The 18,907-nt window shown below is 72.2% G+C and carries 18 protein-coding genes; 12 read left to right on the forward strand and 6 right to left on the reverse strand.

Annotated elements, in window-relative coordinates:
* Positions 1-7: 7 nt before the first annotated feature.
* Complete coding sequence (locus tag O7611_RS29800; protein WP_269697969.1) at positions 8-781, forward strand: SAM-dependent methyltransferase; 774 nt, start codon at positions 8-10, stop codon at positions 779-781.
* An 8-nt stretch (positions 782-789) separates the two neighbouring features.
* On the opposite strand, the gene O7611_RS29805 is transcribed toward O7611_RS29800, so the two are convergent.
* Entirely contained in the window at positions 790-1,083 is a 294-nt protein-coding gene (locus tag O7611_RS29805) for a hypothetical protein (RefSeq protein ID WP_194802155.1), read from the reverse strand.
* Positions 1,084-1,109: 26 nt separating this feature from the next.
* Positions 1,110-1,991: an RNA polymerase sigma-70 factor gene (locus O7611_RS29810; RefSeq protein ID WP_194802154.1), complete on the reverse strand. Its 882-nt coding sequence runs from the start codon at positions 1,989-1,991 to the stop codon at positions 1,110-1,112.
* Between the two features lie 167 nt (positions 1,992-2,158).
* Between O7611_RS29810 and O7611_RS29815 the strand changes: the two genes are divergently transcribed.
* Positions 2,159-2,644 (forward strand): carboxymuconolactone decarboxylase family protein, encoded by a 486-nt coding sequence (locus tag O7611_RS29815; RefSeq protein ID WP_194802153.1) that lies wholly within the window; start codon positions 2,159-2,161, stop codon positions 2,642-2,644.
* 9 nt (positions 2,645-2,653) lie between these two features.
* Here the strand turns inward: O7611_RS29815 and O7611_RS29820 are convergent, their stop codons facing one another.
* Complete coding sequence (locus O7611_RS29820; RefSeq protein ID WP_269697972.1) at positions 2,654-3,745, reverse strand: epoxide hydrolase family protein; 1,092 nt, start codon at positions 3,743-3,745, stop codon at positions 2,654-2,656.
* Between the two features lie 93 nt (positions 3,746-3,838).
* Here O7611_RS29820 and O7611_RS29825 point away from each other — a divergent pair, with 93 nt between their 5' ends.
* The 8 genes from O7611_RS29825 (at position 3,839) to O7611_RS29860 (ending at position 11,934) form a co-directional block, all read left to right on the forward strand.
* On the forward strand, positions 3,839-4,300 hold the full coding sequence (locus tag O7611_RS29825; RefSeq protein WP_194802151.1) for a MarR family winged helix-turn-helix transcriptional regulator: 462 nt from the start codon (positions 3,839-3,841) through the stop codon (positions 4,298-4,300).
* A gap of 77 nt (positions 4,301-4,377) precedes the next feature.
* On the forward strand, positions 4,378-4,974 hold the full coding sequence (locus O7611_RS29830) for a helix-turn-helix domain-containing protein (protein ID WP_269698187.1): 597 nt from the start codon (positions 4,378-4,380) through the stop codon (positions 4,972-4,974).
* Positions 4,974-5,345, forward strand: coding sequence for a hypothetical protein (locus O7611_RS29835; protein ID WP_194802150.1), 372 nt, complete (start codon positions 4,974-4,976; stop codon positions 5,343-5,345). The genes O7611_RS29830 and O7611_RS29835 overlap by 1 nt, the downstream gene beginning before the upstream one ends.
* A complete protein-coding gene (locus O7611_RS29840) occupies positions 5,342-6,247 on the forward strand; it encodes an ABC transporter ATP-binding protein (RefSeq protein WP_269697974.1) in 906 nt (301 codons plus the stop codon). The genes O7611_RS29835 and O7611_RS29840 overlap by 4 nt, the downstream gene beginning before the upstream one ends.
* Positions 6,244-7,038 carry an ABC transporter permease gene (locus O7611_RS29845; RefSeq protein ID WP_194802148.1) on the forward strand — a complete coding sequence of 265 codons (795 nt, stop codon included), beginning with the start codon at positions 6,244-6,246 and terminating at the stop codon, positions 7,036-7,038. Before O7611_RS29840 ends, O7611_RS29845 begins: the two co-directional genes overlap by 4 nt.
* 111 nt (positions 7,039-7,149) lie before the next feature.
* Positions 7,150-8,142 (forward strand): endonuclease domain-containing protein, encoded by a 993-nt coding sequence (locus tag O7611_RS29850; protein WP_194802147.1) that lies wholly within the window; start codon positions 7,150-7,152, stop codon positions 8,140-8,142.
* Positions 8,129-8,770: a hypothetical protein gene (locus tag O7611_RS29855; RefSeq protein ID WP_194802146.1), complete on the forward strand. Its 642-nt coding sequence runs from the start codon at positions 8,129-8,131 to the stop codon at positions 8,768-8,770. Before O7611_RS29850 ends, O7611_RS29855 begins: the two co-directional genes overlap by 14 nt.
* Positions 8,770-11,934, forward strand: coding sequence for an ATP-binding protein (locus O7611_RS29860; RefSeq protein ID WP_194802145.1), 3,165 nt, complete (start codon positions 8,770-8,772; stop codon positions 11,932-11,934). Before O7611_RS29855 ends, O7611_RS29860 begins: the two co-directional genes overlap by 1 nt.
* Here O7611_RS29860 and O7611_RS29865 read toward each other — a convergent pair.
* Positions 11,916-12,830 (reverse strand): NADP-dependent oxidoreductase, encoded by a 915-nt coding sequence (locus tag O7611_RS29865; protein ID WP_194802144.1) that lies wholly within the window; start codon positions 12,828-12,830, stop codon positions 11,916-11,918. The genes O7611_RS29860 and O7611_RS29865 overlap by 19 nt on opposite strands.
* Before the next feature lie 113 nt (positions 12,831-12,943).
* Here O7611_RS29865 and O7611_RS29870 point away from each other — a divergent pair, with 113 nt between their 5' ends.
* Positions 12,944-13,375, forward strand: coding sequence for a winged helix-turn-helix transcriptional regulator (locus tag O7611_RS29870; RefSeq protein ID WP_194802143.1), 432 nt, complete (start codon positions 12,944-12,946; stop codon positions 13,373-13,375).
* A gap of 288 nt (positions 13,376-13,663) precedes the next feature.
* On the forward strand, positions 13,664-15,142 hold the full coding sequence (locus O7611_RS29875) for an endo-1,4-beta-xylanase (RefSeq protein WP_194802142.1): 1,479 nt from the start codon (positions 13,664-13,666) through the stop codon (positions 15,140-15,142).
* Between the two features lie 72 nt (positions 15,143-15,214).
* On the opposite strand, the gene O7611_RS29880 is transcribed toward O7611_RS29875, so the two are convergent.
* Both O7611_RS29880 and O7611_RS29885 read right to left on the reverse strand, forming a co-directional pair.
* Positions 15,215-15,733: a cupin domain-containing protein gene (locus tag O7611_RS29880; protein WP_194802141.1), complete on the reverse strand. Its 519-nt coding sequence runs from the start codon at positions 15,731-15,733 to the stop codon at positions 15,215-15,217.
* A 283-nt stretch (positions 15,734-16,016) separates the two neighbouring features.
* On the reverse strand, positions 16,017-18,896 hold the full coding sequence (locus O7611_RS29885; RefSeq protein WP_269697978.1) for a hypothetical protein: 2,880 nt from the start codon (positions 18,894-18,896) through the stop codon (positions 16,017-16,019).
* Between the last annotated feature and the right edge of the window lie 11 nt (positions 18,897-18,907).

The raw sequence follows: 18,907 nt of genomic DNA on the forward strand, positions 1-18,907 counted from the left end.
TCGAGGCGTGACGGAGGCTGAGAACCGACCCAATGTCGCCCGGATGTACGACTACTACCTGGGCGGCTGCCACAACTTCGCCGCCGACCGCGCTGCCGCCGAGGAGGTCCTGAAGATCTTCCCGGACACCGGCGTCGCCGCGCAGAGCAACCGCGCGTTCCTGCGCCGGGTCGTGCGCTGGGCGGCCGAGCAGGGCGTCCGCCAGTTCCTCGACATCGGCGCCGGCCTGCCGACCCAGGGCAACGTGCACGAGGTGGTCCGCGCGATCCGCCCCGACGCCCGGGTGGTCTACGTCGACCACGACGAGGTCGCCGTCGCGTACGCCCGGCGGTTGCTGCCCACCGACGGCCGCACCGTCGTGCTCCAGGGTGACCTGCGGCGTCCCGCCGAGCTGCTGGCCGACCCGACGTTGCGGGCCACCATCGACCTGAGCGAGCCGGTCGCGGTGCTGCTGCTCGCGGTGCTGCACTTCGTGCCGGACGCCGACGCCCCGTACGCGGCGGTGGCGACGCTGCGCGACGCGACGGTCCCGGGCAGCGTGCTCGCGCTGTCCCACCTCACCCTGGACGGCCTGCCGACGTTGCCCACCGAGCAGGGCACCGCGATCTACCGCCGCAGCAGTTCCCCGCTGGTGCCCCGCACGCGCGACGAGGTGGCCCGGTTCCTCGACGGCTACGAGCTGGTCGATCCGGGCCTGGTCAAGGTGGCGGACTGGCGGCCCGACGGGGAGCCGCAGGCCGCGGTGTCGCACGGCTACGGCGGGGTGGGCGTGCGCCGCTGAGGCGGGAGTCAGTCCAGGCCGCCGTGCGCGGCCCAGAGCGCGGCGGCCCGGTCTGCCGCCGCCGCCACGAGCGCGGCCAGCTCCGGCCGGTCCGGCACCCGGAACGACACGTACGCGCCGCGTCCCCCAGCCGTGGGCCGGCCGTACGCCTTCGCGGCGAGCCGCCCGTCCGGCAGCAGCCTGATGTTGAGCGTGGTCAGCGTGAACTCCTCGCCGCGCCGGGTGTCGGTCCAGCGCAACTCCTCCGGCACTGTGACGTTGATGGCGAGGGCGCTGACGTCGGGGAAGGCGGCGCTGCTCATCGCCCGATCGTCGCACGATCGCCTGCTCAGCGGCGCAGCGTCGTTTCGCGGGTCATGTGGGACAGCTTCTCCGGGTTGCGCACCGCGTAGAGGCCGCTGATCAGGCCGTCGTCGAGGCGTACCGCGACGACGGTGTCCAGCTCGCCGTCGAGGCGTACCAGCAGCGCCGGGTAGCCGTTCACCTGCACCGGTTCCATCGACGCCACGGCCGCGACCCGGCGCCAGCCGCCCGCGAGCAGGCGGGCCACCTTGTCGCCGCCGGTGACCGGCCGGGCGATCGCCTGCTTGATCCCGCCACCGTCGCCCACCAGCACCGCGTCCGCGGCAAGGACGCGGAGCAGCCCGTCCAGGTCGCCGGTCTCGACCGCCCGCCGGAACGCGTCGAGCGCGTCGCGGGCCTCGGCCGCCGGGACGGTACGCCGGGGGCGGCGTGCCGCGACGTGGGCCCGCGCCCGGTGCGCGATCTGCCGCACCGCGACCGGGGTGCGCTCGACCGTCTCGGCGATCTCGTCGTAGCCGACGTCGAACACCTCCCGCAGTACGAACACGGCCCGCTCGGTCGGTGTGAGCGTCTCCAGCACCAGCAGCATCGCCATCGACACGCTCTCGGCAAGCGTCACGTCGTCTGCGACGTCGGGTGCGGTGAGCAGCGGTTCGGGCAGCCACGAGCCGACGTACGACTCCTTGCGCCGGCCCAGCGTACGCAGCCGGGACAGCGCCTGCCGGGTGGCGATCCGGACCAGGTAGGCGCGCCGGTCCCGGATCTCGTCGAGGTCGACGCCGGCCCACCGCAGCCAGGTCTCCTGCACCACGTCCTCCGCGTCGGCGGCCGAGCCGAGCATCTCGTACGCGACGGTGAAGAGCAGGTTCCGGTGCGCGAGGAAGTCCTCGGTGGCCGGGTCCGCCATGACTGACTCCTTCGCCGCTCGGTTGCGTTCCCCACCAGACGCCGCCCGCCGCCGCCGTGTGACATCGGGTCGCTGTGGCGGTCCTCACCCGGCGTCGCCGTCACGCCGGACGCGTCCCCGGCATCTCGTGGTCGTCAGACACTCACCCCAGCAGAGAGGGCGCCACCATGCAGACCCGATTCAACCTGTTCGAGAACCCGGTCTCGGCGACGTTCATGAAGCGCTTCGCCGGCGCGGGCCTGGTGATCCACCAGTCGTCGCTGCCCCGCACCGTCCAGGAGCTGGTGTCGTTGCGGGCCAGCCAGATCAACGGCTGCGGCTGGTGCATCGACATGCACACCAAGGAGGCGGTGGCGGGCGGCGAGAGCGCGGTCCGGCTGAACCTGGTCGCCGCCTGGCGTGAGTCGACGGTGTTCACCGAGGCCGAGTGCGCGGCGCTGGCGTTCGCCGAGGAGGGCACCCGGCTGGCCGACGCCCACCAGGGCGTGTCCGACGAGACGTGGGAGCAGGTGCGTAAGCACTACGACGACGACCAGATCGCCGCGCTGGTGTGTCTGCTCGGGCTGATCAACGCGGCGAACCGGTTCGCGGTGCTCGTGCACCAGCGCGGCGGCTCGTACGAGCCGGGCATGTTCGCGGCGGCGATGAGCTGAGCGCGGCCGTCAGCGCAGGTTCCAGAAGAACGACCGGACGTCGTCGGCGAACAGCTCCGGCACCTCCAGCGCGGCGAAGTGACCACCCCGGTCGAACTCGCTCCACTGCCGGATCGTGTACGTCAGTTCGGCGATCGGCCGGACGGACCGGGTGATGTCGTGCGCGAACACGGCGACCCCGAGCGGGGGCGGGCAGGGTGCGGGCGGGCCAGCGAACGCGCTCTCCCGCACCAGCCGCGCCGACGACGCGGCGGTGCCGGTGAACCAGTGGACCGAGACGTCGGTGAGGACGCGGTCCACGCTGACGGCCGATCCCGGGTCGGTCCACTCGGTGAACTTCTCCGCGATCCAGGCGAGCTGCCCGACGGGTGAGTCGTTGAGTGCGTACGACACGGTCTGCGGCCGGCTGGCGTAGAGCACCTGGTGGGGGTGGCGCTGCGTCTTGAGCCGCATGATCCGGGCGAGCCGGTCGCGGTCCTCGCCGGACAGCGCGGCCTCCCCGGTCCAGCCCGGTGGCGGGGGCGTGGGCAGGTAGTTCAGGTGTACGCCGACGACGTGCTCCGGGTCGATGCCGCCGAGCCGGGTGGAGATGACCGAGCCCCAGTCGCCACCCTGTGCGCCGTACCGCCGGTAGCCGAGCCGGCGCATCAGCTCGGCCCATGCGCGGGCGACGCGGTCGACGTCCCAGCCGCGTTCCCGGGTCGGGCCGGAGAACCCGAATCCCGGGATCGACGGTACGACCAGGTGGAACTGTTCGGACAGCGGGCCGAGCACGTCGAGGAACTCCACGACCGAGCCGGGCCAGCCGTGGGTGAGGATCAGCGGCAACGCGTCCGGGTCGGCGGAGCGTACGTGCAGGAAGTGGATGTTCTGCCCGTCGATTGTGGTGGTGAACTGCGGGTACCGGTTCAGCTCGGCCTCGGCCTCCCGCCAGTCGTACGCGGTGCGCCAGTGTTCGGCCAGCTCGCGTACCCGGGTCAGCGGGATGCCGTAGTCCCACCCGGCGTCCGGTAGCTCGTCGGGCCAGCGGGTGCGGTCCAGTCGGTCGGCCAGGTCGTCGAGGTCGGCCTGGGGGACGTGGACGCGGAACGGTTCGATCACGGTAGCTCCAATCGTTGGTGCCACTAACGTTGGTGCGACAAACGATAACGCAGATCGTTGGGGACGCCAACGTTTTAGGGTTAGGCTGGGCACGTGGAGAACCCGGAGCCGGACCTCGTACCGACCCGCCTGGCCGGCCTGCCGAGCTGGCTGATCACCCAGACCGCTGTACGTGCCGGCCGGCTGGTCGCTGACGGCCTCGCCGCTGTCGACGCGCGGGGTTACCACTTCCGACTGCTCGCCACGCTCGACGAGTTCGGGCCGGCCAGCCAGGCGGCGCTCGGACGGCGCAGCGGCATCCACGTCAGCGACGTGGTGGCCGCACTCAACGAACTCGCCGAGCGGGAGTTCGTCACCCGCAGCCCGGATCCCGCCGACCGGCGGCGCAACGTCGTCACCATCACCACGGCCGGGCGGCGGCAGTTGCGGCGGCTGGAGAAGCGACTCGCCGCCGTTCAGGACGAGCTGCTCGCGCCGCTGTCGCCGGACGAGCGTGCGGACCTGACCCGGCTGCTCGCGCGGGTGCTGGCCCACCACCCCCGCCCGTCCGCCTGACGGCTGCCCTCCGGCACCGTCCTCATTCACCGCCTATCATTATCGTTCTCGATAGTGATAACGTCTGCGGCGTGACGATGTCGATGGAGCGGTGGGCGGAGATCGCGCTGCACCCGGTGCGGATCCGCATCCTGCGCGCGGTCGCCGGTGCCCGGGTGACCACGCACGACCTGGTCGAGCTGCTGCCTGACGTCCCGCAGGCCACCCTCTACCGGCACCTGGCGACGCTCGTGAAGACCGGGATGCTCGACGTGGTGCAGGAACGCAAGGTCCGCGGCGCCGTCGAGCGGGTGTACGCGCTGCCCGCGCACGGCGCGGCGCTGGACCCGGCGGCCCTGGCGACGGCGACGCCGGAGGACCACGCGCGCTACTTCACCGCGTTCGTGTCGAGTCTGCTGTCGGAGTTCTCCCGCTACCTCGCCCGGGAGTCCGTCGACTTCGTCGCCGACGGCGTCGGATACCAGCAGCTCGTCCTGCACCTGACCGACGCCGAGCTGCACGAGTTCGCAGCCGGGCTCAACGCGCTGGTCGGCCCGTTGCTCGCCAGGGGCCCCGGCGACGGACGGATCCCCCGGCTGCTGGCGACCGTCCTGATGCCCGCCGAGCGTCCGGTGGCCCCCGGCGACACGCACACGTCAGCGCACGACTCCGACACGACGAAGGGCGACGACTGATGGCCTCGGTAACGCTTGACCGCGACGTGATCGACATCCGGTTCACCGGATGGGAACGGATGTGGGTCGGGCGGGAGCGGTTCACGCTGCGCCTGTCCGCCGTGCGGTACGCCGCCCCGGTGGACGAGCCGATCCGGCTGGCCCGTGGCGCCCGGCGCGGGTACACGGTGTCCGGCTTCGCCAAGGTCGGCGTCTGGGGCATCTTCGGCGGTCCCCGGCAGCTCGTGGCGGCCCGGCGCGGTCAGCCCGGTCTGCACCTGGTGCTGGACCGCGCGGCGGCCGGCGGGGAGTTCGACGAGGTCGTCGTCTCCGACCCGGCCGCATCGCACCTGGCCGAGACCATCGGGCGTGCGACGGGGAGCCGGCCATGACCGGTGACCGGCTGGCGATCGAGGCGTCGGGCCTGACCAAGCGCTACGGCGACGTCACCGCCGTAAGCGACCTGACGTTCACCGTGCGGCCCGGTGCGGTCACCGGCTTCCTCGGCCCGAACGGCGCCGGCAAGACCACCACGATGCGCATGCTGACCGGACTGGTGACGCCCACCAGCGGCGCCGCCACGATCGGCGGGCAGCCGTACGGCCGGCTGGCCCAGCCGTCACGGACCGTCGGCGCGGTGTTCGACGGCAACGCGTTCCACCCCGGCCACACCGCCCGTGACCACCTGGGTGTCTACGCCGCGATGGCCGGCTGCCCGGACAGCCGGGTCGCGGAACTGCTGGACCTGCTCGGCCTCGCCCAGGCCGCCGACCGTCGTACCCGAGGGTTCTCCACCGGCATGCGGCAGCGGCTCAGCCTCGCCACGGCGCTGCTCGGCGACCCCCGCGTCCTGCTGCTCGACGAGCCGTCGAACGGCCTGGACCCGGAAGGCATGTCGTGGCTGCGCGGACTGCTGCGCCGGCTCGCCGACGAGGGCCGCACCGTGCTGGTCTCCAGCCACGTCCTGCACGAGGTCCAGCAGGTGGTCGACGACGTGGTGGTGATCCGGCGCGGTGAACTCGTCGCCGCCGGGCCGTGGTCCCGGCTCACCGGCCCGCCGACGGTGCTCGTCACCTCGCCGGACGCGGAGGCCCTGGCCACCGCGCTGACGGCCGCCGCCGGGTCCGTCGAACCGGCCGGGCCCGGCCGGCTGCGGGTACGCGGACTGGACGCGCCGCGCGTCGCCGACCTGGCCGCGGACCACCGGCTGCGGATCCACGAGCTGGTCACCGAGACCACAAGCCTCGAACAGCTCTTCCTCGACCTGACCACCGACCCGGCGGAGGCCCGATGAACCTGCTCAGAGCGGAACTACGCCGGGTGCTGGCGACCCGGATGTGGGGCGGGCTGCTGCTCACCGCCGTCGCGCTCGGCGGCGGCCTGGTCGGGCTGATGGCGCTCGTCGGACCGGAGAACTTCGACCCGCCGATGCCCGGACTGCACACCGAGGAGGGCCTGCGGTCCATCCTCGGCATCCTCGGCTTCACCGCCTTCGTGCCGGCCGCCGCCGGCGCCTTCGCTGCGACATCGGAGTACCGGCACGGCACCGCCGCCGTCACGTTCATGTTCGCGCCGCGCCGAGGGCGGGTGCTCGCCGCCAAACTCGTCACCCACGCGATCGTCGGCCTCGGCTACGGGATCGCCCTGGCCGGCTCCGCCGCGGTGGCCCTGTTCGCGGTCGCCGCCGCGCGTGGCGTGTCGCTGGGCCTGCCCGCTCCCACGGTGCTGGCGCTGCTCGCCCGCATCGGTGTCGCGATGGCGGTGTACCTGCTCGTCGGCACCGGCGTGGGTGCGCTGCTCCGCAACCAGGTCGTTGCCGTGTGCGTCGTGGTCGGCTACCTGTACCTGGCCGAGCCCGTACTGATGATGATCCCCGGCGTCAACGCGCTCTACCCGCTCCTGCCCGGCGGCGCCACCGCCGCGCTCACCGACTTCACCTACGTCGCCGACGCGATGTCCGCGCAGCTCGGCAGCGACGCCGTCGCGCTCCTGCCACCGGCGGCCGGCGCGTTGCTGTTGACCGGGTACGCGCTCGCCGCCGCCGCGCTCGCCGTTGTCGTCCCGATGCGCCGCGACATCACCTGAGCGTCGCCGCTTCGTCGCCGTCCGGCGTATCAGGGCTGGCGCCGGCCGAAGACGATTCGTACTCTGGTCATCCGACGTCCGGGGTCGACGGTGGGGGAGGGTCGACGCTGCATGGACCCGGTCCTCGCCGATCTGCCGACCGACCGCGTCGTCGCCCTGCCCGGCGCGGACGCCGACGCGGTCGCCATGACGATCGCCCACGGCCACGCGGAGCTGGCCGCCGTCGTGCACCGCCCGGTCTCGGCGTACACCATGCCCGCGGACTTCGTGCACGCCGTGCTGGACCGGCTCGAACGGGTCGCCGTCGAGCTGCTGCCGGCCTGGCTGCCCGAGGCCGCGCACGACGTCCGCCCGGACACCTCCGGACTCGCCGCCGTGCGGGCTGCGGCCGCCGCGCGCTCGCGCCGTGACCGCTACCCCGGTTCGTTCCTGTCCGACCTGGCCGTCTTCGCGGTGACCGGGCGACGGTCCGGCGCCACGACGCTCCCGCTGCGCGCCCGGGCCGCCTCCCTGGCGCGTCTCGTCGCCGACGCATTCGGCAGACGGAAGGTGGTGCTGCTCGCCGAGCCGGTCCACGGCGACGGCGCGGTGACGGCGGCCGGGGCCGCGTGGCTCGTGCAGCACGGTGGCCCGGCGGTCTGGCTGGCCGGAGCCGGTGCGGCCGGGCTGGACGGGCTTCCGGCTTTCCGCGTCGCACCGCCGGCCGCGCCCGTCGGCCAGGCACCGGTGGCAGGCCGGCCGCATCCGGGCAGCGACGCCGAGAAGCGCCTGGAGGCGGCGCTGGCCGCGCAGAGCTGGGCGGCCGGGCGGAGATGGAACCAGAACTACCAGTCGCACCGTCTTTCCGCGCCGGTACGCCTGGATCTAGTGTGGCCGGACGAGCGGTGCGTGGTGGAGATCGACGGCCCGGAGCACTGCCGCCCGGTCCGTTTCGAGGCCGACCGGCAACGTGACGTCCAGCTGCAACTGGACGGCTACGCCGTCCTGCGCTTCACCAACGCCCGAGTAATCCACGACGTCGGCGCCGTGGTCACGCAGATCGGCACCTATCTGCGGGCACGTCGCCGAGACCTGGCGGAAGGACGGCATCATGGCCGGCGATGACCTGACCGCATCCGAGAGCGCGATCCTCGTCGTGCTCATGGCTGAGGCGCGGGAGGTGCTGAACACCGAACTCCGTGACCGTTACGGACTGGACGTACGCAAGCCGCAGCGCGACAAGCTCACCCGCCTGCACTACGTCGCCAGCCGCAAGAGCGGCTCGACGTACGCTCTGCAACTGGACGACAAGGGCTGGGTACGGATGCAGAGCGACCTCGACTTCACGCTGCGGGGAGCGAGCGCGCTCGGCGCCGCGCTCACCGCGGTGCAGGCGCACCTGCGCGATCGTGTCCTGGCACGCAGCGGCTGTGCGACGCTCGCCGAACTCTTCGCGCTCACCGACGTGCGCGCGCCCGCCGCCGCGCCGGCCGGGTCGCTGGAGGCGCGTGTCGTCGCCGCGTACCGGGCGCTCGCCGACGAGCCCGGCGCCTGGGTGAGCCTGCGGCGCCTGCGACCGTTCTTCGCCGACGTGCCCCGCGACGACCTGGACGAGGCGCTGCGGCAGCTCAGCCGGTCCGAGGGCGTCACCATCGCGCCGGAGTCGAACCAGAAGACGCTCACCGAGGCGGACACCGCTGCCGCGCTCCGCCTCGGCGGGCAGGAGAACCACCTGCTGGCGATCGGCGTGTGATGAACGAGGCGGAACGGAACGCGTTGGCCGCCCTGCGGTTCGACTGGGCGCCGGTGCCCGACGACGTGTGGCGGCCGTTGCCCTTCCACGTCGACGGCTTGCACGTACCAGTCGTCCGGGACGTCCTCGCCGGGGTGGACGAGGCCGCGGCGAACCCGCACGGCAGCCCGCTCGGCCTGGTCGTCCAGGGTCAGCGCGGCTCCGGCAAGACCCACCTGCTGGGTGTGATCCGCCAGCAGGTGCAGGAGCGCGGCGGCTACTTCTTCCTGGTCGGTCTGCTCGACGCCGGCGGCTTCTGGGACGGCGTGCTCGCCGCGATGCTCGACGGCCTGTCCCGGCCGGTGCCCGGCAGCCGCGAGACGCAGCTCAAACTGCTGCTGCGGCGACTGTCCGCCCTGGTCGGGGCACCCCGGACGGCGCGCCGGGCCGTCATGGGCGACACCGAACTGACAAAGGCGGCGCTCGACGCCTTCCTGGACGGGCTCGGAGACTTCGACAGGCACGCGGCCCGCACCTGCCAGGAGACGGCGCGTGCGCTGGCGCTCAGCGCCTCCGAGGACATCTCCCACCGCGACATCGCGGAGAACTACTTCCTCTCCGGCGAGGAGGTGGCCGCCGGGGAACGCGCGGCCTGGGGCATGCGCCGCATTCCGCGCCCGGCCCAGCAGATCGTTCAGGACCTGTCCTGGCTGCTTGCCCTCACCGGCCCGTCGGTGGTGGCGATCGACCAGATCGACACGCTCATCGCCCAGCTGGCGATCCAGAGCGATCCCGCCCTGGCCGGTGCGGCTGCGATGAGCCCGGAGCAGGCGCTGATGCTGGCCCGGATGGCGGACGGCCTGATGGCGTTACGGCAGACGACCCGGCGCACGCTCACCGTCCTGGCCTGCATTCCGAACTCGTGGACCGTCATCAAGTCCACCGCCGCCGACACCGTCGCGGACCGGTTCCGGGAGACGCCGCCGCTGCGCCGCATCGACGACGCCGACGTGGCCCGGGCGATCATCGAGAAGCGGTTCACCCTCCGCTACCAGGAGGCGGGGTTCGTCCCGCCGTACCCGTCGTGGCCGGTGTCCCCGCGCGCCTTTGCCGAGGCCGGTGCGTTCACCCCGCGACAGCTGCTCATCGAGATCGACAAGCACATCCGGGAATGCCTCGCCGACGACCAGGTGCGGGAGATGACGAGCCTCGGCGAGCCGCCCATCGCGGAACCCCGGGCTCCCCGGCCCGCCCCGGTGGCCGCCACCGGCGAGGAGATGGACCGCTACGACGCCCGGTTCGCCGAGCTGCGGGAGGCCGCCGACGTCACCGGCCCGCTGCGCCGCGCATCCGAGGACGCGGCCATGCCGCCACTGCTCGCCGCCGGGCTCACCGCCTGGATCCTGGAGCGGGGCGACGCGGGCGAGGCGTTCAGCGTCGACCCGCCGCCGAGCACCGACCCGCCGCTGCACGCCCGGCTGCGGCTCACGCTCGACGAGCGCACCGAGGACCAGGTGCACTGGTGTTTCCGGGCGATCGGGGACGACCACCACGGCAACGCCGCGCTCGCCCGTCTCCGCAAGGCGTCAGTGGCCGCCGCCCTCGACACCGGATCGGGGCGACGGAAGCTGTTCCTGCTGCGCAACCGCGCCTGGTCGACCAGCGCGGCCACCAGCAAGGCGGTGGGGGCGTTCACCGCGGCGGGTGGCCAGACGCTCGGCGTCGACGAGGAGGACCTGCGAGTCCTCTCCGCGCTGCGGGTCATGCTCGCCGAGGCCACCATGGACCTGCAGGGCTGGCTGGCCGAGCGCCGGCCGACCCGGGAGCTGAAGTTCCTCCAGCACGCCCTGGCCGACGTGGACCGCTGGACCACCGACGCCGGACCGCCGCCGGAGCCCGCCGAGCCGTCGCCGGCCGCCGCCGCTGCCACCGGCCCGGCCGATCCCTCGTTCGTCGTCGGGCACGGGTACGACGACGGGACGCCCGTGCCGCTGGCGCTGGAGGCGTTGCGCAAGCACACCACGATCTTCGCCGGGTCCGGCTCCGGCAAGACCGTCCTCATCCGCCGCATCGTCGAGGAGTGCGCGCTGGCGGGCGTCTCGGCCATCGTGCTCGACCCGAACAACGACCTCGCCCGCCTCGGCGAGGGATGGCCCGAGCCGCCCGCGCAGTGGCGGCCGGATGACGCGGACCGGGCCCGGGACTACCTCGCGCACACCGACGTCGTCGTCTGGACGCCGCGCCGCAACTCGGGCCGCCCGCTGAGCTTCCAGCCGCTGCCCGACTTCACCGGCGTACGCGACGACCCGGACGAGTTCGCCGAGGCGGTCGAGGCTGCAGTCGCGTCGCTCGCGCCGCGCGCCCTGGTGACCGGCCGGGCCACCCGGGCGCATCTCGGGCTGGCCGTGCTGCGCAAGGCCGTCGAGCACTACGGCCGGCGCGGCGGCTCCCGGTTGCAGGGCCTCGTCGACACGCTCGCCGACCTGCCGGACGGGATCATCGACCTGGACGACGCCGACAAGATCGGCCTCAGCCTGGCGCAGACCCTCACCGCCGCCATGGTGAACGACCCGCTGTTCGGCGGCGAGGGCACGCCGATGGATCCCGGCGTGCTCCTCACACCGGCACCCGGCAAGCGGGCCCGTGTCTCCGTGGTCAGCCTGGTGGGCCTGCCGTCCGACGACGTACGGCAGAGTTTCGTCAACCAGCTCCAGATGGCCCTGTTCGCCTGGATCAAGAAGAACCCGGCCGGGGACCGGCCGCTGCTCGGGCTGCTCATCATGGACGAGGCGCAGACGTTCGCCCCGTCCGGCGCGATGACCGCGTGCACCCAGAGCACACTGGCGCTGGCCGCCCAGGCCCGCAAGTACGGCCTCGGTCTGATCTTCGCCACCCAGGCGCCGAAGGGGCTGCACAACCGCATCCCCGGCAATGCGGCGACCCAGCTCTACGGCCTGATGAACAGCCCGATCCAGATCGAGGCGGCCCGGGAGATGGCCCGCGCGAAGGGCGGCGACGTGCCGGACATCTCCCGCCTCACCGTCGGTGAGTTCTACCTCGCCGCCGAGGGCGCCGCGCCCCGCAAGATCCGCACCCCGCTGTCGCTCACCCACCATCCGCGCAGCCCGCTCACCGTCGAGGAGGTGCTGGACCGGGCGCGCGGCGGTCAGGGGCGCAGCACGTAGCGTCCGCGTACTCCGCCCTTGGCCGCCTCCCGGTGGGCGTCCGCCACCCGGTCCAGCGGCACCACCGCGTGCACCCGCGCGGGCAGCTCACCGGCGGCGGTGCGGGCGAGCAGGTCGGCCAGGCGTACCCCGTCGGCGTGCACCTCGACCGCGCGTACCGTGACGCCGCGCTCGGCCGCCGGGTGGGCGTTCGGCCGTACCCCGACGAACACGCCGCCGTCACCGACCAGCGCGAGCCCGCGGTCCTGGAGCACCGCGGCGTCGGCGACCGCGTCCCAGCCCGGCTCGGCGGCGGTGGTGAAGTCGGCGCCGAGCCCGCGCACGAACTCCTCGTCCTCGGCCCGCGCCAGGCCGGTCACCCGCCACCCCCGGTCCCGGGCGAGCGGCACGACGTAGCCGCCCACCGCGCCGGCCGCGCCGGTGACCAGCAGCCGGCCGCCGGCGGGCGGGTCGCCGAGCAGGTCGACGATCTGCGCCGCGGTCAGGCCGTTGAGCGGCACCGTCGCCGCCGCCACCAGATCCAGATCATCGGGTACGACCGCCAGGTCGGCCACAGGTACGACGAGCTGCTCGGCGTACGTGCCGAAGTCGCGGTCGAACCCGCCGACGAGCCCGGCGACCCGGGTGCCCACGGCGAGGTCGACGCCCGGCCCGGCGGCGGCGACGACACCGGCGAAGTCCCAGCCCAGGCCGGTGTGGTGCGGCTGCTTGATGAGCCCCAGCGAGTGGAAGAAGCCGCCGACGACGCCGAGGTCGGCCGGGTTGACCGGAGCCGCCGCGACGTCCACCCGGACCTCGCCGGGCCCCGGCTCGCGCTCCGGGACGTCGATGATCTCGATGGCGTCGGGTCCGCCCGGGGTGCGGACGACGGCAGTGCGGAAGGTACGCGTACCCATGATGGTGTCTCCTTGTTCGTGAGGGATGCCCTGCTCCACGATGGAGGGGTAACTTTCCATCGGGAAGTACGCACTTCGGAGTGCGTTGGGTACCCCCGGGTAGGAGGCGGACGATGCCGACGCAGACGGCGGCGGAGAAGCGGGCGCAGGCGCGGGAGGCGTACGACGCGTTCCTCGCCGGCTGCCCGAGCCGACAGCTCCTGGACCGGATCTCCGACAAGTGGGTGGCGCTGATCCTGGCCGCGCTCGGCCGCGACGGTCCCGACCGCAACGCGGAGCCGCAGGTCATGCGCTACTCCGAGTTGTCCCGCCGCCTGGCCGGGGTCAGCCAGAAGATGCTCACCCAGACGTTGCGCTCACTGGAACGCGACGGCCTGGTCATCCGCACCGTGACGCCGAGCGTGCCGGTGACCGTCACGTACGAGCTGACCGACCTCGGCCAGTCGCTGCACCGGCTGATGTACGGCATGAAGCTGTGGGCCGAGGCGCACATGGACGAGGTACACGCCAACCGCGAGCGGTACGACGCGGCCGCCCAGCACTGACCGGCTACGCCGGATTCTCCGAAACTTTCGGACCGCGTCGCGCTTCTCGTCGCGCTTCGCTCTCATGGTCATGTATGGACTCCCGCGCTGATCAGCCGGTTGAGTCCATGTTCGATTCGACATCGACATTGACCGATCGTGCCGTCGCGGATATCTTCCCAGGGAAGTTACCGGTACATCTTCGAAAAGTTTCAGGGCAGTGACGCGGGGGTGGGCGCACCGCCGGCTCCCACCCGCGTCCAGCCGGGCATCGCCAGCGCATCATCGTCCGATATGCAGAGGAGTGTCATGAAACATCTACCGAGGCGCAGCCACCGCGTGGTGCTGGCCGCCGTCAGCAGCGCGCTGGCCCTGGCCGGTGCTGCGCTCGTGGTGCCCAGTCTGGCCCAGGCAGCGGAGAGCACGCTCGGTGCCGCCGCCGCGCAGTCGGGCCGCTACTTCGGCACCGCCATCGCGGCGAACCGGCTGAACGACTCCACGTACAGCACCATCGCGGCGCGTGAGTTCAACATGATCACCGCCGAGAACGAGATGAAGCCGGAGGCGCTCCAGCCCAACCGGGGCCAGTTCAACTTCTCCTCCGGTGACCAGATCTACAACTGGGCAACCCAGCGCGGGCTGAAGGTCCGTGGCCACACGCTGGCCTGGCACGCGCAGCAGCCGGGTTGGATGCAGAGCCTGAACGGCAGCAACCTGCGTCAGGCGATGATCGACCACATCAACGGGGTGATGGCCCACTACCGGGGCAAGCTGGCCGCGTGGGACGTGGTGAACGAGGCGTTCAATGAGGACGGTAGCCGCCGTAGCTCGAACCTGCAGGGCACCGGTAACGACTGGATCGAGGTGGCGTTCCGTACCGCGCGGGCGGCCGACCCGTCGACGAAGCTCTGCTACAACGACTACAACATCGAGAACTGGTCGTACGGCAAGACGCAGGGTGTCTACAACATGATTCGGGACTTCAAGTCCCGTGGTGTGCCGATCGACTGCGTGGGTCTGCAGACCCACTTCACCGGCGGCAGTTCGCTGCCGAGCAACTTCCAGACCACGCTGCAGAACTTCGCTGCGCTGGGTGTGGACGTGGCGCTGACCGAGGTCGACGTGACCAACTCGTCCACCAGTCAGTACGCGGGTCTGACGCAGGCGTGCATCAACGTGCCGCGCTGCATCGGCATCACCGTCTGGGGCGTGCGTGACAGCGACTCGTGGCGCTCAGGCGAGAGCCCGCTGCTGTTCGACGGCGGCGGCAACAAGAAGGCCGCGTACAACTCGGTCCTCAACGTCCTCAACTCCGCGTCGCCCAACCCCACGCCGACCACGACGGCGACCGCGACCCCGACGACGACCCCGACCGCCGGACCGACCACGCCGCCGCCGACCACCGGCGCCAGCCGCATCGTCGGTAGCCAGTCCGGCCGGTGCATCGACGTACCGAACTCCTCGCAGAGCAACGGCACTCGGGTGCAGCTCTACGACTGCCACGGCCAGACCAACCAGCGGTGGACCTACACCTCCAGCCGGCAACTGACCGTGTACGGCTCGATGTGCCTGGACGCCGCCGGCTCCGGCAACGGCTCGGCAGTCCAGATCTACAGCTGCAACGGACAGGCGAACCAGCAGTGGAACGTCAACTCCAACGGCACCATCACCGGAGTCCAGTCCGGCCGCTGCCTCGACGTCTGGGGCACCGGCAACGGCCAGCAGGTGCAGCTCTACGCCTGCAACGGCCAGGCCAACCAGCGGTTCCAGCTCGTCGCGACGAGCTGACCTCCTCGTACGGAAAACGGCTCACCGTCGTGGTCTCGGCCACGGCGGTGAGCCGTTGCGTTGTGCCCGGTGTCAGCCGATCAGCAACTCCGTGCGGTAGTCGGCGGCCAGCGCGGCGGCCCGGTCCCGGCGCTCGGCCTGCTCCTCGTCGGTGAGAGCCGGCGGCGGCGAGGTGGGACCGTCCACCCGGTCGCCCACCCGCAGGAAATACTCGTCCTGCCCGGCCGGGGTGCACATGCAGAGCAGCCGCGCGGGCTGGTCGAAGGAATTGCGGAAGAAATGCGGCGCGTTCGCCGGAATGTTGATCGTGTCCCCGGCCCGCGCGACGGTCTGCTCACCCCGGAACGTGAACTCCACCGCCCCGTCGAGCACCGTGAACATCTCCTCGAAGTCGTGCCGGTGCGGAGGCGGCCCACCACCGGGTGGAACACGCATGTCGATCAGGCAGTACCGGCCGGCCGTCTGCTCGCCGGTGACCAGGATCGTGTAGGTGCCGCCCGCGATGGCGAGGTGCGCGAGGGCGGGGTCGTCGGGACGGGCGTGGACGAGGGTACGGGTCGGATCGTCGGACGGGATCGCACCGCTGGCCATCGGCTCTCTCGCTCTCCTCGATCGTCGGTCTGCGGATCGATCCCCCTCATAGCCATCCCGAAAGCCGCTAAACCTGGCACCGCCCGCGGACCGATCACCGCTCCCCGCCACCTCCGTGTCGGTACTCGCACTGCTTCTGCATCGCCTTGATCCTTCGCAGCCGGCCGATCAACTCGGCAGTGATCTGGTTCGGGTCGTCACTACCCTCGCTCCGGACGCCTACCGCGCGTCGCAGTTCAGTGAGCAACAGTTCCTTCAGCCTCTCGGACATCCCGGGCTCCCGTCAGCGACCGTGGTACATCAGGGCAGCCCACAAGGCCGGCTGGGTCAGGTCGGTCGTCATGACGGTGTACATGTGTGCACCGGTCAGAAACGGCGGCGGTACCCGATCGGTGTCGAGCATCCAGCGTTGCGTGGCGTTCACCGCTGCGGCGGGGCGCAGACGTCGGTCGACCAGGTACAGGTGGACCATGAACAGGGCGAGTGCCGCGATCGGGGCGGGCACCTCCCATCGCCAGCCGACGACCCCGGTGAAGCCGGCGTCCAGCAGCCTCGGTGCGGTGCCCTCCATGAACACGGCCAGCCCGCCTCCGCCGTGGAGGTCCGCCATGTCCAGTGTTCGGCCCCCGGCCAGCTCGAGCGTGTCGCCTCGCATTCCGCAGGCCAGGTGCACCACCGATGCCCCGGGTAGCCGCTTGAGCAGGTCGCCCGGTGTCCCGGCCGCGTCGATCGGCTCCAGCGATCTGCCCAGGCAGGCCGACCGTGGGTAGAACAGCCGCCGTACGACCATGACGTCGGCCATCGACGGGTCACGGTCGCCGCGTGGGTTGACGACGAAGAGCGGCTCGGCATCCACCGGTGGCGCCGGTCGTGCGGCCAGCCGAACCGCCTGGGCCCCGGACGTCACGTACGACAGCACGACGTCCTGCGCCAACCGGCGACCACCACCGGTGCGCACCGCGGCCAGCGCCAGCCGGTCGAGACCGCCGGTCGCGGCGATCAGCAGGTTGCCGCTGGTCCACCTTCCCAGGACCGCCGGCAGCCCGGGGTCGTCGGAGTTCAGCGGATCGGCCACGGGAACGTTGGCGAGCAGGTCGAGCCGGTCTGTCCCGGCGTGGAGGCAGAGCACTCCAGCGGTCCGTCCCACGTCGTCGGTCGGATGCAGATAGAGCAGGGCTGCGACGTCGAGTTCTCGGAGCGCAGCGGCGACCATCGCCGGTGTCGGTGGTTCTGCGGCGCCCGCCACCCGCGGTTCTACTCCGATGACGACTGCCAACACGTCACGGGTGAGGTGGTCGCCCGGTCGTTCGGGAGCGGCGCCGGCGACCTCCAACGCCACGAACGCATCCTCGGTCTGTCCGTCGGCGAGCATCCAGCCGGCGAATCGGGCCGCTCGGCACCGGTCCGGGTCCGGGCCACCGAGCGCGTTCACTCCCGCGTCGCGACTGAGCGCGGTGTCTCCGGCGGCGCCCCGACGCCGGTACGCCTCGGCGAGCCGCCACCAGGTGCGCGTACGCAGACCGCTGTCGTCGAGAGCGCGGGCGGCACGGGACAGCAGCGGGATCGCGGCCCCAAGATCGTGCAGCTCCAGCCGTACCGCGCCGAGGATCGCGGCCACCCGCGGCGGCTGTCGCCCCGGGAACGCGTCGACCGAGGCGCTGAGGGCTTCGCGATCGCCCCGGATCAGTGCGTCGAGCAGTCCCGCCAGTTCGCCGAGGGCGGGGTCGGCGGCGATGGGCTCGCCGGCCCGTACCGCAGCGGCGAGCCGCGCATGCGTGACCGCGACGGAAAGCGCCGGTGGCCGGGGGTCCGTCGGCACGGCGGCGGCGAAGGCTTCCAGGTCGACGGGTACGTCGTCGCGGAGCGCAACCACCGCCCGGCACAACTCGGCGAGCGCGGTCACCGCGGGCGGCGGGGAGGGGATCCGCTCCGCGTACGAGGAGAAGGTGCCGGCGATTGCCGTGATCGGCCCGGACAGCGGTCGGATGCCGTCCAGAAGCCCGCCTATCGCCTCGACAAGCACTATCGCGGCGGGGTGACCAGGTGGAACACGATCCGACGCGGCGGCGAGGTGGTCGGCTGCGGTGGACAGCGTGACGTCGGGGGCCTCGTCGCCGTCGTCACCCCAGCCGCTGCCGTCGCGTCGGTGTCGCAGGCACAACCCGGCGGCCAGCAGCAGCAGGTCGAGGCCGTGCTCCACCGGTGGGCCGTCCTCCTCGGCGGCGACCGCGTTGGCCGCCGCTCCCACGAGGGCGTCCAGGTCAGCGGCCGGCACCCCGGGGTCGGTGGTGAGTAGTACGCGGACCTGCTCCCAGACGGCGAGCCCGTGGTCCGGAACCAGTGCCCCGAGTTGTTCCCGCGCGACCCGGCGGGCCGAAGCCGTGATGGATGAGCCGGTCGGCGTAGTGGGGGCGGACCGGCGCGGCGGGATCGTCGGCTGCTCCGTTGCGGGGCCCGGCATGTCGAGGACCGGGTAGTCCATCGGGTCCGCGTTCAGCAACGACAGGTATGGACCCATGCCGCGTTGCAGGTGGCTCAGCTCCGCCGCCAGATGACTGAGCTTGCTGAGGTCGAAGCGGGCCAGATCACCGCTGAGCAGCGGCTGAATCATCTCCGTGATGTCGAGCATGGTGCGGGCGGCGGTGGCGATGTCGGGGTTGATCGACTCACGGGCCAAGACCTCGCGGAACAGCCGGGCGGCCTCGCTGATGTCCGCGCTCCCACTCGCCGGCGGACCGCCGAGGAACCCGCTGCGAGCGCCCGGGCCCAGCGCCTCGACCGCCCGGCTGAGGAACAGCTGGCCCAGGATCAGGGGTACCATCGTGGCCTGCACCGGCGGCAGAGTGGCGGACTTCGTCGCTTCGGCGAGCACGGACATGGCGACTTGCCGGTCCTGTGAAGCGCCCCCGTGAGCGGTGTAGCGGGTGGCTAGGAGCCAGCCGTACAGGGTCGCGATCTGGCCGCGTGCCGGATCGTCGCCCGCACATGCCAAGCGGTAGGCCTCACACCACGCATCGATCGAGGCGGACAGCCTGCCGAGTGAGGTGGGCTGGCCCGGCCCGATCCGCCAGTACTCCTGGCTCAGCTTCTGGCCGAGCCGCACCAGGGTCGGCAGCCGCGCCGGCCCCCGCAATCGGGTCAGATCATCCTGAAGCTTCGTCACGTCGTCGTCCA

It is taken from the genome of Micromonospora sp. WMMC273 (genome assembly GCF_027460285.1).
GTDB lineage: Bacteria > Actinomycetota > Actinomycetes > Mycobacteriales > Micromonosporaceae > Micromonospora > Micromonospora aurantiaca.